We start from the raw sequence: 15,424 nt of genomic DNA on the forward strand, positions 1-15,424 counted from the left end.
CAGCCAGGGTGCCGGGCACTGCCGCAGTGTCTTGCCTCTCCACGCGCTGAGCACGTGCTATGTCGTCCGGTTTTGAGGCCTCGCCTCTATCGCGCCCGGCACCGCGCCTGGCGCTTCCTTGCCTCGGCACATGACAAACAATCTATAAATTTATATATTATTCGAACCTAGATTGCTCCCCCTGCTTCCCATGTCGATCGACTTCACACATTTCACTCCAGGCGCGGCGCTCGTCGGCGGCCTGATCATCGGGCTGGCGGCGGCCGTGCTGGTGCTGGGCACCGGCCGTATTGCCGGCATCAGCGGCATCGTCGGCGGGCTGCTGCTGCGCCCGCGCGGCGATATGGACTGGCGCATCGCGTTCCTGATCGGCCTGATGGGGGCGCCAGTGGTTGCCGCACTGCTTGGCCACCCCGTGGTTCCGGAGATCGCCGCGGGTTGGGGTGAGGTGCTGGCGGCTGGGTTCCTGGTCGGCATCGGAACACGCTACGCAGGCGGCTGCACAAGCGGCCACGGCGTGTGCGGGTTGTCGCGCGGCTCGGTGCGCTCGCTGGTGGCCACACTCTCCTTCGTGACCGCCGGCATCGTCACCGTGTTCGTGGTACGGCACGTGTTTGGAGGCTGACATGGCCATCGTGATCGCACTCGTAGCGGGCTTGCTGTTTGGCGCGGGGCTCATCGTGTCGGGCATGGCCAATCCGGCCAAGGTGCTCGGCTTTCTCGATCTGTTCGGCCAATGGGACCCTTCATTGGCGTTCGTGATGGCCGGAGCGATTGCCGTTGGCGTGATCGCCTTCTTTGTGGCGCGTCGGCGCGGCCGCTCGTGGCTTGGCACGCCGATCCAATTGCCGTCGGCAACAGGCGTGACCGCGCGGCTCGTGCTCGGCAGCGCCGTGTTCGGCATCGGTTGGGGGCTGGCAGGTTTCTGCCCGGGGCCGGCATTGGTGGCGCTGGGCGCGGGCGTGCCAAAGGCTGTCGGTTTTGTCGCCGCCATGCTGGCGGGCATGGCTGTCTTCAGTTGGCTGCAACGCAAGCGCTAGGCGGGCGGCAGTGCCGCATACAAACCGATAACCCACCTACAGAGGACAACATGACGCTGCGCAAGCTCATCGACGAGTCCGGCGTCGCGCCTATGACGTTGTACCGGCACTTTGCCGGCAAGGAAGATCTGATCAAGGAAGTGCTGGAGCAACGCTAGAGCTTCGTCGTGGGCAGCATTGCCGAGAAGCTCGGCCCCATGCCTGACGCCACCACCCGCCTCAAGGGCATCTTCGACCGGTACGGCACGTGGTTCCGCACGCCAGAGTTCGCGGGCTGCCTGTTCGAGCACGCGCTGGCGGAGTTTGGCAACACCTGCCCCGAGGTGACCGACGTGGCGGTGCGCTACCGCGACGATCTGCTCGCAATGATGGAAACGCTGCTCAAGGATGTGGTGCCCGCCAACACGGCGCGCCGGCTTGCCGGGGTATACGTAATGCGGCTCGCGGGCGTCACGGCCGACGCCCGCGCGATTGGCGATCCGTCTGCCGCGTCACAGGCCTGGCACGCCGCAGAAACCCTGCTGCACCAGGCCAGGGCCGCCACGGAAGCGGTGTGAACCCGCCTGCCGCGGACTACCAGCCGCGCTGCAGGCGCCGCGCGATCATCGAGGGCAAGCGCAGCAAGCCCTCAGCCGCCAGGCGCAGATGCATTGCGATCAGCAGGATGTTGTCACGCAGATACCGGAAATGCGACACGCCGCCCTCGTTCGGGCGGAAGTAGCGCACCGGCGCCGCCAGCCGGATCGGACGCACGCCGGCCCAGCACAGGCGCACTGCCGCTTCCGGGTCGAAATCGAAACCGCGCATCCAGCTCTGCTGGCGCATGATCTCGGCCAGCGGTGCAATTGGATAAACGCGAAAGCCGAACAGCGTATCGCCAATTCCAGCCCACAGGGTCTCGATGTCCGCGCAGCCATTGGACAGGCGCCGGCCCTGCACACGCATCTGCGGCGCCGTTGCGTCGAACACCGGCTGGCCGAGGATCATCGCGTCGGGCGCCGCCTGCGAGGCAGCCATGAATTCGGGGATCAGGTTGGCGGGATGCTGCCCATCGGCGTCCATGGTCAGCACGTAGGTAAAGCCTGCTGCCGCAGCGGCCTCCAGACCAGCCAGTACAGCCACGCCCTTGCCGCGATTGCGCGGCAGCACGATCACCCGCAGCCCCGGGTCTTGCGCGGCCATGGCCTGCAGGCGTTCGGTGCTGCCGTCGGTACTGCCGTCCACCACCACCCAGACCGGGTTCCACTGTGCGCGCGCACTGCGCACGGTGTCGTCAACCTTGTGGCCAGGGTTGTAGCTTGGAATCAGAACGAGGTGCGAAGTGGAAGCGCCGGTCATCGGCATGGCGTCGGTCCGGCCAAACGTTGAAAGCGGAATGCGTCGGGCGCTGGCGCGAGCCTATCGCGTGCGGTGCTCTGCCACGTAGGCCGCGAGCGAGCCCAGCGAGGCGAAGATCTTCTGGTTATCGGGATCGCCCGAGCGCAGCTCGAAGCCGTATTTCTTGGAGATCAGCAACGCAACTTCGAGGATATCGATGGAATCGAGCCCGAATCCTTCGCCATACAGCGGTGTGTCGGCGGTCAGGGCATCGAGTTGAATGTCTTCGAGATTCAGTTCGCCGATCATGAGTGCGGCGAGCTCTTTTTCCAGGTCGTTCATCGGTCTTGCGCCACAGGCGGCGCGCTGCGGGGACTGCGGCCAGAGCCGCCGACGATCTTCTTGCCCGAAGCCCCTGCCTTGTCCAGCCCAGCCTGTGAAGGGGGTCGTTTAAGCTAGGCGGATTCTAGACGAAGGGGTACACCCCGTATAGCGCGAAACCGTGACAAACACCGCATATCGCGGCGCTTTCACGAAGTGACGCAAACGATTCAACGGCTTGTGTGGCGCCACAAAGCGGCAAGGGGCGCCGTCGCACGGCCGGCCGAGCGCGTACATCCGGTTACAAACACGCCGCCGCCGGATCGGGCGAGACAGGCTCGGGGCCCTAGAATGTGCCCCGCCCTATGATGAAACTGCCGTGCACTCCCCTACGACAACCATGCAGCGCCGCTCCCCCCACCTTGCCCTGCCATGCACCGACTGACCAGCTTTGCGCGAGGCGCAGCGGGCGTGGGTGCGATCGTGGCGTATCAGGTCGGTGCGCATTACGCAGCGGCCACGCCGGGCGCGCATGGCGTGGGCCTGGCAATGGCGCTGTTACCGCCGTTGGCAATCGCGCTGGTGGCGGCCATACGTACCACGCATCGTGCATGGTTGTTGCCGCTGTGGTTGCTCGTCTGCTCAGTGCTGTGGATGGCGCGCGCGCCGCTGGCCGCGCATTTTGACTGGGGCCTGTACCTCGAGCATGCAAGCTTCAACCTGATGATGGCCTACGTGTTCGGCCGCACGCTGGTGGCGGGGCGCGAGCCGCTGTGCACGCACTTTGCCCACATGGTGCACGGCACGCTCACACCGCGCATTGCGCGTTATTCGCGGCAAGTCACGCTGGTATGGACGCTGTTCTTCCTGGCAACCGCTGCCGTGTCCACGCTACTGTTTGCCACGGCATCCACCGTCACGTGGTCGACGTTTGCGAACTACCTGTCGCTGCCGCTGGTGGGCGTAGTGTTCGTGGCGGAATACCTATGCCGCCGCATCGTGCTGCGCGGTGAGCCACACTCCAGCCTGTTCGACGCGGTGCGCGCGTATCGACAATCGGAACAATCCGGGCACGTCACGCCCGCTGCCACAGAACGGTCCCGCTGAACCTACCCGCCTGCAAGATTTGCTTCATGCCGACTTACCCGCTGGTCTCCCATCCAACGCTGGACCACACGCTTGCCTGGCGTGACGGCACGCCCGTCTCAGCGCGCACGTTCCTGGCCGATGTGATGGCGCTGGCCGCGATGCTGCCGCCGGGCGGCCACGTGTTCAACGCCTGCGCAGACCGTTACCGCTTTGCCGTCGGCCTGTGCGCAGCGCTGGTGGCCGGCAAGGTCAGCCTGCTGCCGCCCATGCAGACGGCGCAGATGGTGTGTCAGCTTTCGGCGTTCGCGCCCGATGTGTTCTGCCTGCACGATGCGACCGCCTGCCCGGTCGACCTGCCTGCCTTCCGTTATCCCGATGCGTTGACGCCCGGCGCAGCGCCCATCGACGTGCCGCAGATCGACACGTCGCAAGTCATGGCGGTGTTGTTCACGTCCGGCTCGACCGGTACGCCGGTGCCGCATCGCAAGACGTGGGGCGCACTGGCGCGCTGCATGCGCACGGCCGTCGCGCACCTTGGCCTGGCCGATGGGCGCGCCTTCACGCTGGTCGGCACGGTGCCGGCACAGCACATGTACGGCCTTGAGGTGACGGTGCTGTTGGCGCTACAGGGCGGTCTGGCGTTCAGCAACCGGCAGCCGTTCTATCCGGCGGACATTCGCGAGGCGTTGGACGCAGTACCGCAGCCGCGCGTGCTGGTGACCTCGCCGGTGCATCTGCGGGCGCTCCTCGCATCGGAGCCCGCGTTGCCGAGTGCATCGCTCGTCCTGTCGGCCACAGCGCCGCTGTCGGAGGCGCTGGCGCGGAAGACCGAGACTCGCCTATCCGCGCCGCTTCTGGAAATCTACGGCAGCACCGAAACCGGCCAGGTCGCGACGCGCCGTACCGCGCAAGAAACCGCGTGGCACCTGTACCCCGGCGTTCGCATGGAATCGCGCTCCGGCACGCCGGAAGACGAAGGCCCGACGGTGTGGGTCTATGGCGGACACGTCGAAACCCCGGTACCGATGGGTGACGCGATCGAACTGATCGACGACACGCACTTTCTCCTGCACGGGCGCAAGGCCGATCTGATCAACATTGCAGGCAAGCGGTCGTCGCTGGCGTATCTGAACCATCAACTCAACGCGATTGCCGGTGTGGTGGACGGCGTGTTCTACATGCCGGACGATGCGCCCGCCGCCCGGCATACGTACGGCAGCGCGGCAGTCACGCGCCTGGTGGCGCTGGTTGTGGCGCCGGGCCTCAGCGCGGCGGACGTGCTGCGTGCCCTGCACGACCGCATCGACGCAGCATTTATGCCGCGTCCACTGCTGCTGATGGACGCGCTGCCGCGCAACGAAACCGGCAAACTGGCGCGCGATGTGCTGGCCGCGCTGATCGCACAGCATTCGCACCGCAACGCACACAAGCACGCCATGCGCTTCACCATTCCCGCTGATCACCCCGCGCTGCCGGGGCACTTTCCTGGCCATCCGATCGTGCCGGGCGTGGTGCTGCTCGACCATGCGCTTCACACGATCGGTGCGGCGCTGGGCCGCTCGCTTGATGCCTGCAAGATCAGCTCGGCCAAGTTTCTCAGTCCTGCGGCACCCGGGGAAGTGCTCGATCTCGCGTTCGAGACGACGGCAAGCAACACCGTGCGCTTCACAATCCGCGCGGGCGAACGTGAAGTGGCCAGCGGCGTGCTGTCTGCCCCGGCACCGGAGGGCGTTGCCGCATGAAGCGCTCCGACTGGGCCGAGCGTCCGGAGCGCAGCAACCTCGCGCTGCTGCGCCTGATGACGTGGCTCTCGCTGCGGCTCGGGCGGCCGTTCGGCCGGGTCCTGCTGCGGCTGATTGCGTTGTATTTCGTGGCGGCCTCGCCAGCGGCGCGGGGCGCTTCACGTGACTATCTGCGCCGCGCGCTCGGCCGCACTGCAACGCTCTGCGACGTGTTCCGCCACATGCTCACGTTCGCCACGACCATTCATGACCGCATCTACCTGATCAGCGGGCGCTTCGGTCTGTTCGACATCCAGTTGCAGGGCCAACAGCACGTGCACAACGTGCTGGCGCAGGGGCGCGGCGCGTTCCTGCTGGGCGCGCACCTGGGCAGTTTCGAGGTGGTACGCGCGCTCGGCCGGACGGTGCCGGATCTACGCGTGGCTGTCGCCATGTACGAAGAGAATGCACGCAACATCAACGCCGCGGTGGCCGCCATCAACCCGGCGGCGGCGCCGGAGGTCATTCCGCTCGGCCGCGTGGACGCCATGCTGCAAGTGCGCGAAGCGCTGGATGACAACCGGCTCGTCGGCATGCTGGCCGATCGCACGCTGTTGCGCGACGCGGGGCCATCAGTCCGGCACATGGATTTTCTCGGCAGCCCGGCGGCGTTTCCGTTGGGGCCGCTGCACATGGCGGCCATGCTCAAACGCCCCGTACTGTTCATGACGGGGCTGCACCTGGGCGGCAATCGCTACGCTGTGCATTTCGATCTGTTGGCGGACTTCACCGATGTGCGCCGCGAAGATCGCGCCGCCGCCGTGCAAGCCGCGCTCGGCCGCTATGTGGAACGCGTTGAACATTACTGCCGCACCGCACCGTACAACTGGTTCAATTACTTCGACTTCTGGCAGGATGCCGACGCGGCCGGAGCGCCGGATCACGCCCCCGCCGACCACCAGACCACGCAAACGCCATGACTGCAACGCGCCCATTCTTCCGCGCCTTCCTGGCCTTGCTCGCGGCCAGCATGTTGGCCGCGACCGCTCACGCTGCGGATTCCGCCTGGACGCTCGACCGCCTGATGTCCACGCTCGCACGCAACAAATCGGGGCGCGCCACGTTCACGGAAACGAAGACGCTGTCGATTGCAGCACAGCCCATCGAATCATCCGGCGAGCTGGTGTTCGTGGCGCCCGATCATCTGGAAAAGCACACGCTGGCCCCCAAGCCCGAACATCTCGTGATTGACGGCGACAAGCTGACCGTGGAGCGTAACCAGCGCAAGTTCACGATGCCGCTGTCGCAATACCCGGAGCTGGGCGCGTTCATTGAAAGCATCCGCGCCACACTGGCCGGCAACCGCTACGCGCTCGAAGCGATCTACAAGGTCGCCATCGCCGGCCACGGCGATGACTGGACGCTCACCCTTTCGCCCATCGACACGCGCATGCAGCAAGTGGTGCGCACCATCACGCTGGAGGGCACGCGCGATGTGCTGCGCAGCGTCGCCATCCGCCAGGCCGACGGCGATCATTCGCTGATGCGCCTGCAACGCGTGCCCGGCAACTAAGGATGGCGCGCACATGAAACGCTTGCACGCCCTGCGTCGCCCTGCGGTGCTGGTCTGGTTGACTGGCCTGCTGCTGTGCGCGGTCGTGATCGGACGTACCAGCTTTACGGCGGACCTGTCGGCGTTTCTGCCGCGCTCGCCGAGTGCCGAGCAACGCGTGCTGGTCGACCAGTTGCGCGAGGGGCTCGTGTCGCGCCTCATCCTTGTCGGCATCGAGGGTGGTGACGCGGCCACCCGTGCAACGCTGTCAAAGCAGCTCGCAGCGAGGCTGCGTGCCGATGCGCAATTCAGCGCCGTCAACAATGGTGAGCCCGTGAGCGAAGCGCGCGACCGGCAGTTCATCTTCGACCACCGCTACGTGCTGAGCCCCGCAGTCACGCCGCAGCGCTTTTCCGCCGAAGGGCTACATGCGGCGCTGGGCGAAAGCCTCGATCTGTTGAGTTCATCGGCAGGGCTCGTCGCCAAGAACATGCTGCCGCGTGACCCGACTGGCGAGGTGGCGGCACTCGTCAGCCAGCTCGACAACACCGCGCTGCCGTCGTCGAAGCACGGCGTGTGGGCGTCACGCGATGGCCAGCGTGCCGTGCTGGTCGTGCAGACAACGGCCGCCGGCTCCGACACCGACGCACAGGCGCATGCCATTGATGCCGTGCGCGGCGCGTTCGATGCGGTTGCGCGCGCAGTGCCAAACGCAGCGTCAACGCGCATCCTGATGACCGGCCCGGGCGTGTTCTCCGTCGAATCGCGCGACACCATCAAGCACGACGTCGAGCGGCTTTCCGCCGTCAGCCTCGTGCTGGTGGTGGCGTTGCTGCTAACGGTATACCGCTCGCCGCGCACGATGGTGCTCGGGTTGCTGCCGGTGCTGTCCGGCGTGGCGGCAGGCGTGGCAGCGGTCAGCCTCACGTTTGGCGCGGTGCACGGGCTTACGCTCGGCTTCGGCACCACGCTCATCGGCGAGGCGGTCGACTATTCGATCTACCTGTTCGTGCAATCCGCCCGCCTGCACGGCGCCACTCCCCACGACAGCCTGCGCGCATGGATTGCCACGTACTGGCCGACCATCCGCCTGGGTGTGCTGACCTCGGTGTGCGGCTTTGCGTCGATGCTGTTCTCGGGCTTTCCCGGCCTGGTGCAACTGGGGCTGTATTCGATTGTGGGGTTGGTAACGGCCGCGCTCGTCACGCGCTACGTGCTACCGCATCTGCGTGGTGCAGAAGTGGCGACGCGTGATCTTTCGCGCGTGGGAGCGTGGCTGACGCGGGCGACGTCTGCCGCACCGCGCCTGCGCTGGCTGTTGGCCGCCGTGCTCATCGGCGCATGTGCGGCGCTTGCGCTGCATCGCGATAGCTTGTGGAGCCGCGAACTGGCCGCGTTGAGCCCCGTCCCCGCGAATAGCCAGGCGCTCGACGCCAGCCTGCGCGCAGATGTGGGCGCGCCCGACGTGCGCTATCTGGTGGTGATCCCGGCCGCAACGGAACAGGCCGCGCTTGAAGGCGCTGAAAAGATCGCCGCGCAGCTGCAACCGCTGGTGAACGACGGCGTGCTCGCCGGCTTCGAGAACCCCGCGCGCTACCTGCCGAGCGATGCCACACAGCGCGCCCGCCTCGCAAGCCTGCCCGCCGCTGACGCACTGGCCGCGGGCATGCGTAGCGCCGTTGAAGATCAGCCGATCCGCGTGAAACCCGATCTCTTCGCCCCGTTCATCGCCGATGTGGACGCGGCACGCGCGCAGCCCTTTTTGCGGCGCGCAGATCTGAAGGGCACGTCGATGGCATTGGCGGTGGACGCACTGCTAACAGAACACGCCGGCCAGTGGAGCGCCATGTTGCCATTGCGCGCACCACCAGGTGCACCATCCGCCGCGCCGGCTACCACGAATAACGCACCCAATCCGCCCAGCCTCGATGCCGCGCCGATTCGCGCAGCCGTTGAGCATGCGAACGTACCCGGGGCGCTCTTCGTCGACATGAAGGTCGAAGCCGATCGGATGTACGTGAACTACGTGCGCGAAGACCTTCGCCTGTCGATTGCGGGTTTTGCGGCGATCGCGTTGCTGCTGCTCGTTGCGCTGCGCTCACCGCAGCGGACGCTGCGCGCGTTGGCGCCCCTGGTGGCGGCGGTGCTGGTGGTAACGGCCGGCTTTGCGCTGGCAAACGTGCCGCTGACCATCCTGCATCTCGTCGGCATGCTCCTGATCGTGGCGGTGGGATCGAACTACGCGCTGTTCTTCAATCAACGCACACAGGCCATTGCGCCGCAGACTCTGGTGTCACTGCTGGTGGCCAACCTGGCGACGGTGGCCGGCTTCGGCCTGCTCGCGCTCTCTCGCGTGCCGATGCTCGAAACCTTCGGGCTGACCGTCGGCCCGGGCGCCATGCTTGCGCTGTTGTTTGCCGCCATCCTCGCGCCACGCGCCAATCACGATCAGCACGCCACAGCATGAACGCACCGATCACCCCGCCACTTGGCACCGCCCGACGCTGGAAGCCGAGCCCGCTGATCAGCGGCGCGCTGGCCCTGCACGCTGGCGCAGCGGTTGCCGTTGCAGCAGATCCGTCGACATGGCCGTGGGCGGGCGGCGGCGTCATCGCCTCGCATCTGGTGCTCATGGCCGGCGGACTATGGCCGCGCAGCACATGGCTCGGTCCCAACTGGACGCATCTGCCCGCCACGGCCGGCCAGCGAATCGCAATGACCATCGACGACGGCCCTGACCCCGATGTCACGCCGCGCGTGCTGGACATACTGGACCAGTACGGTGCCAAGGCCACCTTCTTCTGCATCGGCGAATTGGCGCAGCGGCACCCGCGCTGCGTCGAGGCCATCGTCGCGCGCGGGCACGCGGTGGAAAACCACAGTCAGCGCCACCGGCATACGTTCTCGCTGCAGGGGCCAGGCGCGTTGCGGCGCGAGATTGCTGCCGCACAGGACACGCTCACGCAAATCACCGGCACGCGCCCGCTGTTCTTCCGCGCGCCGGCCGGACTGCGCAACCCGTTTCTGGAGCCCGTGCTGTGCCAGCTTGGCCTGCAACTGGCGAGCTGGACGCGCCGCGGCTTCGATACCCGCTCGCGCAAACCCGAAGCCGTCACCCAACGCCTGCTGCACGGTCTGGCGCCGCAAGACATCCTGCTGCTCCACGACGGCCATGCGGCGCGCGATGCACACGGCGACCCCGTCCTGCTGACCGTATTGCCGAAGGTGCTCGAGACCGCCGCGCGCGCGCAATTGCAGTGCACGACGTTGCGCGCTGCCCTTGCGCCGGAGCCCGCGCAGGCCACGCGCTCGCAAATGACCATTTGATAAAATTTGTTGACGATCGGCGCAGCAGCCTGCCGAATCCACCCCACCCCACAATTGCCACGACATCGCCCCCAGTGAAGCCCGTCCTGCTCACGCATTTCACCGCCACGAGCTGCCTCGGACGTGGCCTTGACGCCACGCTCGACGCGTTGCGCGGGCAACGGGGCGGCCTCGCGCCGTGCACCTTCCCGCGCGCCGATCTCGACACGTGGATCGGCGAAGTGCCTGGCGCCGATGCCGCGCCCGTGCGCGCAGACCTGGCCGATTTCGATTGCCGCAACAACAGGCTCGCCCAGATCGGCCTCACACAGGACGGTTTTGCCGAAAGCGTTGAAGCCGCCAAGGCACGCCACGGCGCGGGACGCGTCGGCGTATTCATCGGCACCAGCACATCGGGCATTCTCGAAACCGAACGCGCCTACCAGCAGCGCGATCCGCAAACGGGCGCGCTGCCGGCCAGCTTTCACTACGCGCAGACGCACAATATCTATTCTCCAGCCGCATTTGTGCGCGCGTACTTCGGGTTGAGCGGGCCGGCCATGGCGATCTCGTCGGCGTGCTCGTCGGGGGCCAAGGTGTTTGCCTCGGCGCGGCGCATGCTGGCTGCGGGCCTGATCGATGCGGCGGTGGTTGGTGGTGTCGATTCGCTGTGCCTGACGGCGCTGTACGGGTTCAACTCGCTGGAACTGCTGTCGCGGCAACCGTGCCGGCCGTACGACGTGGCGCGTGACGGCATCTCCATCGGCGAGGCCGCCGGCTTTGCGCTGCTGGAGCGTGCCCCCGAGGCAAACGACGCGCTGGACGACGATGCCATCCTGCTGCTCGGCATTGGCGAATCGAGCGATGCGCATCACATGTCGTCGCCGCACCCCGAAGGGCTGGGGGCACGCGCTGCCATGGCGCAAGCGCTCGCTACCAGCGGCCTGAGCACGGCGGACATCGACTACATCAACCTGCACGGCACCGGCACACCCAGCAATGACGCAGCGGAGTCCCGCGCCATCCAGGCGCTGTTCCACGGCACGGCGTGCAGTTCGACCAAGGGCGCGACCGGCCACACGCTGGGCGCGGCCGGAGCTTTGGAAGCCGTGATCACAGCACTGGCGCTGCGCCATCAATTTCTGCCTGCCGGCATCAACACCACGCAGCCGGACCCGGCGCTCATCGCCAACTATCTGACGGAGAGCGGCCACGCCCGCGTTCGCACGGCACTCAGCAACGCCTTCGGATTTGGCGGCACGAATTGCAGCCTGGTCTTCGGCCGCGCAGATCACCTGGGCCTGTCGTCATGACCCGACTCAGCGCCTTCATCGAGAGCGCCGGCATCCTCGGGCCCGGTCTGCCGGATTGGCCGCATACGGCCGACGTGCTTGCCGGCCGTGCGCGCTACGCACACGCACCGACAGAGTTGCCGCCGCCAGCCGGCCTGCCGTCGGTCGAACGCCGCCGCACGGGGCCGGTGGTCAAGCTCGCCCTGGCAGTCGGCCACGAGGCTGTCGCAGCCAGCGGACGCGATGCCGCTACGCTGGCCACGGTCTTCAGTTCGTCCGGCGGCGACGGCCATAACTGCAACGCCATCTGTGAAACCCTGGCGGGGGACGACCGCAAGCTCTCACCTACGCGTTTTCACAACTCCGTGCACAACGCGCCAGCCGGCTACTGGAGCATCGCCACGCACGCGATGGCACCGTCCAACGTGCTGTGCGCGTACGACGGCAGCTTTGCCGCCGGCCTGCTGGACGGCCTCTGCCAGGTCGCGATTGACGCCTCGCCCGCGCTGGTGATCGCGTATGACGGCGACTACCCGGAACCGCTGAACGCGGTGCGCCCCGTGCCCGATCCGTTTGCAGTGGCGCTGGTGCTCGCGCCCGAAGCCGGCCCGCGCACGCTCGCGCGCATTGACGTTGCGCTGACCGACGCGCCGCTAACGGCGTTGGCACAACCCGGGCTCGAAACGCTGTGGCACGGCAACGCCGCAGCCCGCGCGCTGCCGCTGCTGGAAGCGTTGGCCGCACGGCGCGCAGGCCGCGTGGTGCTCGAGTACCTGCACGAGACCCGCGTACAGGTCGACATCACCTTCGGCACGCCATGACGTCAAACGCGCAGCCAACCCCGCCGCTCGACCGCAACTGGATCGCAGCGCGTATCCCACACAGCGGCACGATGTGCCTGCTCGACACCGTCGTCGCCTGGGACGACGCGCACATCCGTTGCAACGCCACGAGTCATCGTGACACTGCCAACCCGTTGCGCTCCCACGGTCAATTGGCGGCTGTCTGCGGCATCGAATACGCCGCTCAGGCGATGGCCGTCCACGGCGCTCTGTGCGATGCTGCGCAAGCACGCCCGCGCGCCGGCTTTCTCGCCAGTGTGCGCAGCATTGAGGCCCACGTACCGCGCCTCGACACAATCGAGACGCCGCTCGACGTCGAAGCCGAACGCATCGGCGGCGATGGCATCAACGTGCTGTACCGCTTTACCGTGCGCAGTGGCGCACGCATCCTGTTGACCGGTCGCGCCGCCGTGGTGCTCGACGCGTCCGTTGCATGAACCTGTTTTGTGAGGATTCCCGCCGTGAATGGTCGTCTGCTGTTGATCCCCGCGTTGCTGGTGGCGCTGCTCAGCCCCCTGGCCCATGCCGACTTGTCCGAGACCAAGGAGAACATCAAGCAGGACACGAAGGAAGCCGCCCGTAAGACCGGCCATGCGGCAAAGGAAGCCGGGCACGCCACAGCCAACGCCGCACGAGCAGTCGGGCATGGCGTGAAAAACGCGGCGCATGCGACCAAATGCGGGGTGAAGCATGTCTTCAAGAAACCTTGCGAGAGTGACTAGAGCGGCAGCAGGTCTGCGCGCTGCAGGCAACAAAAACCCGGCGTCCTTTGCGGACTGCCGGGTTTTTGTTATATGGCGAGACGGATTCAAAACGGTTAGGAACCACCCACTGTGGAATCTCCAATAACCCATTGATTTAATAACAAACTACGAACAACTCCGCAGACTCTGCCAAACACAAGGTGATCAAATCTCGTTGTCTGTACGCACCAGTCCACGTCCACTCGCGCAGCGGTGAACTGGCGCCTTCGTCCGTCACTTTTGATGTTGGGGTTAGGTGCATCTTTTCAGCCTTTGAGATGGGGTGCAGAAGAGCGGGCGAATTAGCTCCTTCGTGCAAAAGGTATCCACAGGTACATACAGGCATGTTGCTAAACCGAGCCGGACTGTCCACTACTGCTCGTCATCCAGCGCCAACCCCAGCCGCAACGAAATCTCCCGCGCGTTGGAGGGCCAAAGCAGCGTTCAGCGTTTCAAGCGTGGTCTCGGTCATGGGTACCGGCCGATTTCCGACTCGCGCCTCCTTGAGGAGTTGCTGAATCACACGCTCTGACTTTTCGTACTCGCCTTCACCGAAATGATGGAAGCGAATGCGCCCCTGGGAATCAATAAAATAATTGGCCGGCCAGTAGTTATTGTTGAAGGCTTTCCATATCTCAAATCGGTTATCGATCGCTATGGGGAAGCTCGCGCCAAGTTCGCTTGCGGCACGCTTCACGTTCTCGATGTTCTTCTCGTACGCAAACTCGGGTGCATGAACACTCACGACAACAAGTCCCTGGTCCTTGTATTTCCGGTCCCATTCGCGCACATAGGGCAGGACGTTGCGGCAATTGATACAACCGAAGGTCCAGAAATTCACCAGCACCACCTTGCCGCGCAACGCCTCAACCGTGAGCGGAGGTGAGTTCAACCATTCAACGGCGCCAGTCAACGGTGGAAAAAGCCCCTCAACTGGCAAATTCAGGGGTTGTCGATTCTGCTGCGCCTGTACAAGGATGAGACGACCTCCGGGTGCATTCCTTTTTGCCTGCTGTTGCCCGTCAACGATAGGCATTTTCCCGGTCTGCCTTGGAGCGAAATGTTGGAGCAGCATTTTTTCAACCGACGCTTCGACGCTGCCCGATGAAACTTGAGCAAGCCACCCTGTGTCTACGCCGGTCATGACTACGACCGCGCCAGAAAGCACTGTTATCCCTAGACCTTTTCGAAACCACTCGCCAATGCCGAGGGAGCGTTTCATGGCGGCAAAAATCCTGTGGCCGGCCAGGAGAACCAGTGCAAGAGAACTCACGGCGCCAGCGCCGTACGCTAACAGCAACAGAGAGGTTTTGACGTTTGGCCCTTGAAGAACAGCGCCAGTAAGAATTAATCCAAGTATCGGACCGGCACATGGCGCCCATAGAAGCCCCGTCGCGACCCCCCGAATAAAGGAGGGGAGCACACAGTTCCCGGCCATTGCAGTATGTGCATTGGCGGCATTGGACAGATCCAAGCCAACAGAGACCAGGGGGCGTGTGAGACGTTCAGCTAGGCGAGGAAAGACCATCGCAGCTCCCATGAGCCCTAGCAACGCGGTTGCAGCGATTCGGCCATACTCGTTGGCTTCTACTGCCCAACTGCCTGCCGCAGCGCCAAGTGTTCCGACCGCTGCAAAAGTGGAGGCCATCCCCACCAGCATAGGAAGCCCACTTTTGACGAATGGCTGGTCGACCCTTGCGAACACAAAGGGGATGACCGGCAGGATGCATGGAGCAAGCACGGTCAGCGCCCCTCCAAGGAACGAAATGATGAAGAGAGTCATGGTGCGACTTTCCTTATCTCGAGTTGGAGGGGCGTCAAAGGAGGCTTACTGCGACATCGCGTCCTTCTTCATCGCGTCCTTCTTCATCGCGTCCTTCTTCATCGAGTCTTTCTTCGTCGCATCTTTCGACATCGCATCCCTCGACATCGCATCCTTCGACATCGCATCCTTCGACATCGCATCCTTCGACATCGCGTCCTTCGACATCGCGTCCTTCGACATCGCGTCCTTCGACATCGCGTCCTTCGACATCGCATCCTTCGACATCGCATCCTTGCCCATGGCGTCCGCAGCGAAAACGGCCGAGGCACCGCCGAAGGTCAGGCTGACAGCGAGCAGAGTGGTAGCGAACTTGTTCATGTGATTCTCCTAAGTAAGTGATGATGCTTGCATTGCCTATGTATGGCGCGGTCCTTGT

Annotated in this window: 18 protein-coding genes; 14 read left to right on the top strand and 4 right to left on the bottom strand. The window is 65.2% G+C overall.

Translation table 11 applies throughout. From position 1 onward, the window contains the following. Positions 1-190 precede the first annotated feature (190 nt). From ACUXH0_RS16510 to ACUXH0_RS16525, 4 genes are read left to right on the top strand one after another with little or no spacing between them, the layout of a single operon-like run. The gene (locus ACUXH0_RS16510) at positions 191-625 is read left to right on the top strand and encodes a YeeE/YedE family protein (RefSeq protein ID WP_004633307.1); all 435 of its coding nucleotides are present in this window, start codon (positions 191-193) and stop codon (positions 623-625) included. Between the two features lies 1 nt (position 626). Beyond that, positions 627-1,040 (top strand): DUF6691 family protein, encoded by a 414-nt coding sequence (locus ACUXH0_RS16515; protein ID WP_004633308.1) that lies wholly within the window; start codon positions 627-629, stop codon positions 1,038-1,040. 50 nt (positions 1,041-1,090) lie between these two features. Continuing rightward, positions 1,091-1,198 (top strand): TetR/AcrR family transcriptional regulator, encoded by a 108-nt coding sequence (locus ACUXH0_RS16520; protein WP_004633310.1) that lies wholly within the window; start codon positions 1,091-1,093, stop codon positions 1,196-1,198. Positions 1,199-1,237: 39 nt separating this feature from the next. Next, entirely contained in the window at positions 1,238-1,597 is a 360-nt protein-coding gene (locus tag ACUXH0_RS16525) for a TetR family transcriptional regulator C-terminal domain-containing protein (protein WP_235202060.1), read from the top strand. 16 nt (positions 1,598-1,613) lie between these two features. Here the strand turns inward: ACUXH0_RS16525 and ACUXH0_RS16530 are convergent, their stop codons facing one another. Next, positions 1,614-2,384 (bottom strand): glycosyltransferase family 2 protein, encoded by a 771-nt coding sequence (locus ACUXH0_RS16530; protein ID WP_009239151.1) that lies wholly within the window; start codon positions 2,382-2,384, stop codon positions 1,614-1,616. Between the two features lie 54 nt (positions 2,385-2,438). Next, the gene (locus tag ACUXH0_RS16535; RefSeq protein WP_004633317.1) at positions 2,439-2,699 is read right to left on the bottom strand and encodes a phosphopantetheine-binding protein; all 261 of its coding nucleotides are present in this window, start codon (positions 2,697-2,699) and stop codon (positions 2,439-2,441) included. Between the two features lie 411 nt (positions 2,700-3,110). Here ACUXH0_RS16535 and ACUXH0_RS16540 point away from each other — a divergent pair, with 411 nt between their 5' ends. From ACUXH0_RS16540 to ACUXH0_RS16585, 10 genes are all read left to right on the top strand, one after another. Then, entirely contained in the window at positions 3,111-3,785 is a 675-nt protein-coding gene (locus ACUXH0_RS16540; RefSeq protein WP_182594222.1) for a COG4648 family protein, read from the top strand. A gap of 26 nt (positions 3,786-3,811) precedes the next feature. Beyond that, complete coding sequence (locus ACUXH0_RS16545; protein ID WP_182594223.1) at positions 3,812-5,509, top strand: ApeI family dehydratase; 1,698 nt, start codon at positions 3,812-3,814, stop codon at positions 5,507-5,509. Next, the gene (locus tag ACUXH0_RS16550) at positions 5,506-6,468 is read left to right on the top strand and encodes an LpxL/LpxP family acyltransferase (RefSeq protein WP_009239154.1); all 963 of its coding nucleotides are present in this window, start codon (positions 5,506-5,508) and stop codon (positions 6,466-6,468) included. Before ACUXH0_RS16545 ends, ACUXH0_RS16550 begins: the two co-directional genes overlap by 4 nt. Then, entirely contained in the window at positions 6,465-7,061 is a 597-nt protein-coding gene (locus ACUXH0_RS16555; RefSeq protein ID WP_182594224.1) for an outer membrane lipoprotein carrier protein LolA, read from the top strand. The genes ACUXH0_RS16550 and ACUXH0_RS16555 overlap by 4 nt, the downstream gene beginning before the upstream one ends. Positions 7,062-7,074: 13 nt before the next feature. Continuing rightward, positions 7,075-9,507: an MMPL family transporter gene (locus ACUXH0_RS16560; RefSeq protein ID WP_182594225.1), complete on the top strand. Its 2,433-nt coding sequence runs from the start codon at positions 7,075-7,077 to the stop codon at positions 9,505-9,507. Then, positions 9,504-10,367 carry a polysaccharide deacetylase family protein gene (locus ACUXH0_RS16565; protein WP_024973667.1) on the top strand — a complete coding sequence of 288 codons (864 nt, stop codon included), beginning with the start codon at positions 9,504-9,506 and terminating at the stop codon, positions 10,365-10,367. Before ACUXH0_RS16560 ends, ACUXH0_RS16565 begins: the two co-directional genes overlap by 4 nt. A gap of 74 nt (positions 10,368-10,441) precedes the next feature. Then, a complete protein-coding gene (locus ACUXH0_RS16570) occupies positions 10,442-11,659 on the top strand; it encodes a beta-ketoacyl-[acyl-carrier-protein] synthase family protein (protein ID WP_004633331.1) in 1,218 nt (405 codons plus the stop codon). Further along, complete coding sequence (locus ACUXH0_RS16575) at positions 11,656-12,459, top strand: beta-ketoacyl synthase chain length factor (RefSeq protein ID WP_004633333.1); 804 nt, start codon at positions 11,656-11,658, stop codon at positions 12,457-12,459. Before ACUXH0_RS16570 ends, ACUXH0_RS16575 begins: the two co-directional genes overlap by 4 nt. Next, a complete protein-coding gene (locus tag ACUXH0_RS16580; protein ID WP_004633334.1) occupies positions 12,456-12,917 on the top strand; it encodes a hotdog family protein in 462 nt (153 codons plus the stop codon). Before ACUXH0_RS16575 ends, ACUXH0_RS16580 begins: the two co-directional genes overlap by 4 nt. A gap of 24 nt (positions 12,918-12,941) precedes the next feature. Further along, positions 12,942-13,202: a hypothetical protein gene (locus ACUXH0_RS16585; protein ID WP_004633335.1), complete on the top strand. Its 261-nt coding sequence runs from the start codon at positions 12,942-12,944 to the stop codon at positions 13,200-13,202. Between the two features lie 403 nt (positions 13,203-13,605). On the opposite strand, the gene ACUXH0_RS16590 is transcribed toward ACUXH0_RS16585, so the two are convergent. Beyond that, on the bottom strand, positions 13,606-15,006 hold the full coding sequence (locus tag ACUXH0_RS16590; protein WP_137910768.1) for a cytochrome c biogenesis protein DipZ: 1,401 nt from the start codon (positions 15,004-15,006) through the stop codon (positions 13,606-13,608). 45 nt (positions 15,007-15,051) lie between these two features. Next, the gene (locus ACUXH0_RS16595) at positions 15,052-15,366 is read right to left on the bottom strand and encodes a pentapeptide MXKDX repeat protein (protein WP_182594226.1); all 315 of its coding nucleotides are present in this window, start codon (positions 15,364-15,366) and stop codon (positions 15,052-15,054) included. Between the last annotated feature and the right edge of the window lie 58 nt (positions 15,367-15,424).

It is taken from the genome of Ralstonia sp. 110700041-2, assembly GCF_056280165.1.

Excerpts from the sequence above, each read along its gene's own strand:
- ACUXH0_RS16550 (WP_009239154.1), top strand. The coding sequence starts at position 5,506 with ATGAAGCGCTCCGACTGGGCCGAGCGTCCGGAGCGCAGCAACCTCGCG.
- ACUXH0_RS16530 (WP_009239151.1), bottom strand. The coding sequence starts at position 2,384 with ATGCCGATGACCGGCGCTTCCACTTCGCACCTCGTTCTGATTCCAAGC.
- ACUXH0_RS16565 (WP_024973667.1), top strand. The coding sequence starts at position 9,504 with ATGAACGCACCGATCACCCCGCCACTTGGCACCGCCCGACGCTGGAAG.
- ACUXH0_RS16515 (WP_004633308.1), top strand. The coding sequence starts at position 627 with ATGGCCATCGTGATCGCACTCGTAGCGGGCTTGCTGTTTGGCGCGGGG.
- ACUXH0_RS16575 (WP_004633333.1), top strand. The coding sequence starts at position 11,656 with ATGACCCGACTCAGCGCCTTCATCGAGAGCGCCGGCATCCTCGGGCCC.
- ACUXH0_RS16520 (WP_004633310.1), top strand. The coding sequence starts at position 1,091 with ATGACGCTGCGCAAGCTCATCGACGAGTCCGGCGTCGCGCCTATGACG.
- ACUXH0_RS16535 (WP_004633317.1), bottom strand. The coding sequence starts at position 2,699 with ATGAACGACCTGGAAAAAGAGCTCGCCGCACTCATGATCGGCGAACTG.
- ACUXH0_RS16545 (WP_182594223.1), top strand. The coding sequence starts at position 3,812 with ATGCCGACTTACCCGCTGGTCTCCCATCCAACGCTGGACCACACGCTT.
- ACUXH0_RS16540 (WP_182594222.1), top strand. The coding sequence starts at position 3,111 with ATGCACCGACTGACCAGCTTTGCGCGAGGCGCAGCGGGCGTGGGTGCG.
- ACUXH0_RS16580 (WP_004633334.1), top strand. The coding sequence starts at position 12,456 with ATGACGTCAAACGCGCAGCCAACCCCGCCGCTCGACCGCAACTGGATC.
- ACUXH0_RS16525 (WP_235202060.1), top strand. The coding sequence starts at position 1,238 with ATGCCTGACGCCACCACCCGCCTCAAGGGCATCTTCGACCGGTACGGC.
- ACUXH0_RS16510 (WP_004633307.1), top strand. The coding sequence starts at position 191 with ATGTCGATCGACTTCACACATTTCACTCCAGGCGCGGCGCTCGTCGGC.
- ACUXH0_RS16595 (WP_182594226.1), bottom strand. The coding sequence starts at position 15,366 with ATGAACAAGTTCGCTACCACTCTGCTCGCTGTCAGCCTGACCTTCGGC.
- ACUXH0_RS16590 (WP_137910768.1), bottom strand. The coding sequence starts at position 15,006 with ATGACTCTCTTCATCATTTCGTTCCTTGGAGGGGCGCTGACCGTGCTT.
- ACUXH0_RS16560 (WP_182594225.1), top strand. The coding sequence starts at position 7,075 with ATGAAACGCTTGCACGCCCTGCGTCGCCCTGCGGTGCTGGTCTGGTTG.
- ACUXH0_RS16555 (WP_182594224.1), top strand. The coding sequence starts at position 6,465 with ATGACTGCAACGCGCCCATTCTTCCGCGCCTTCCTGGCCTTGCTCGCG.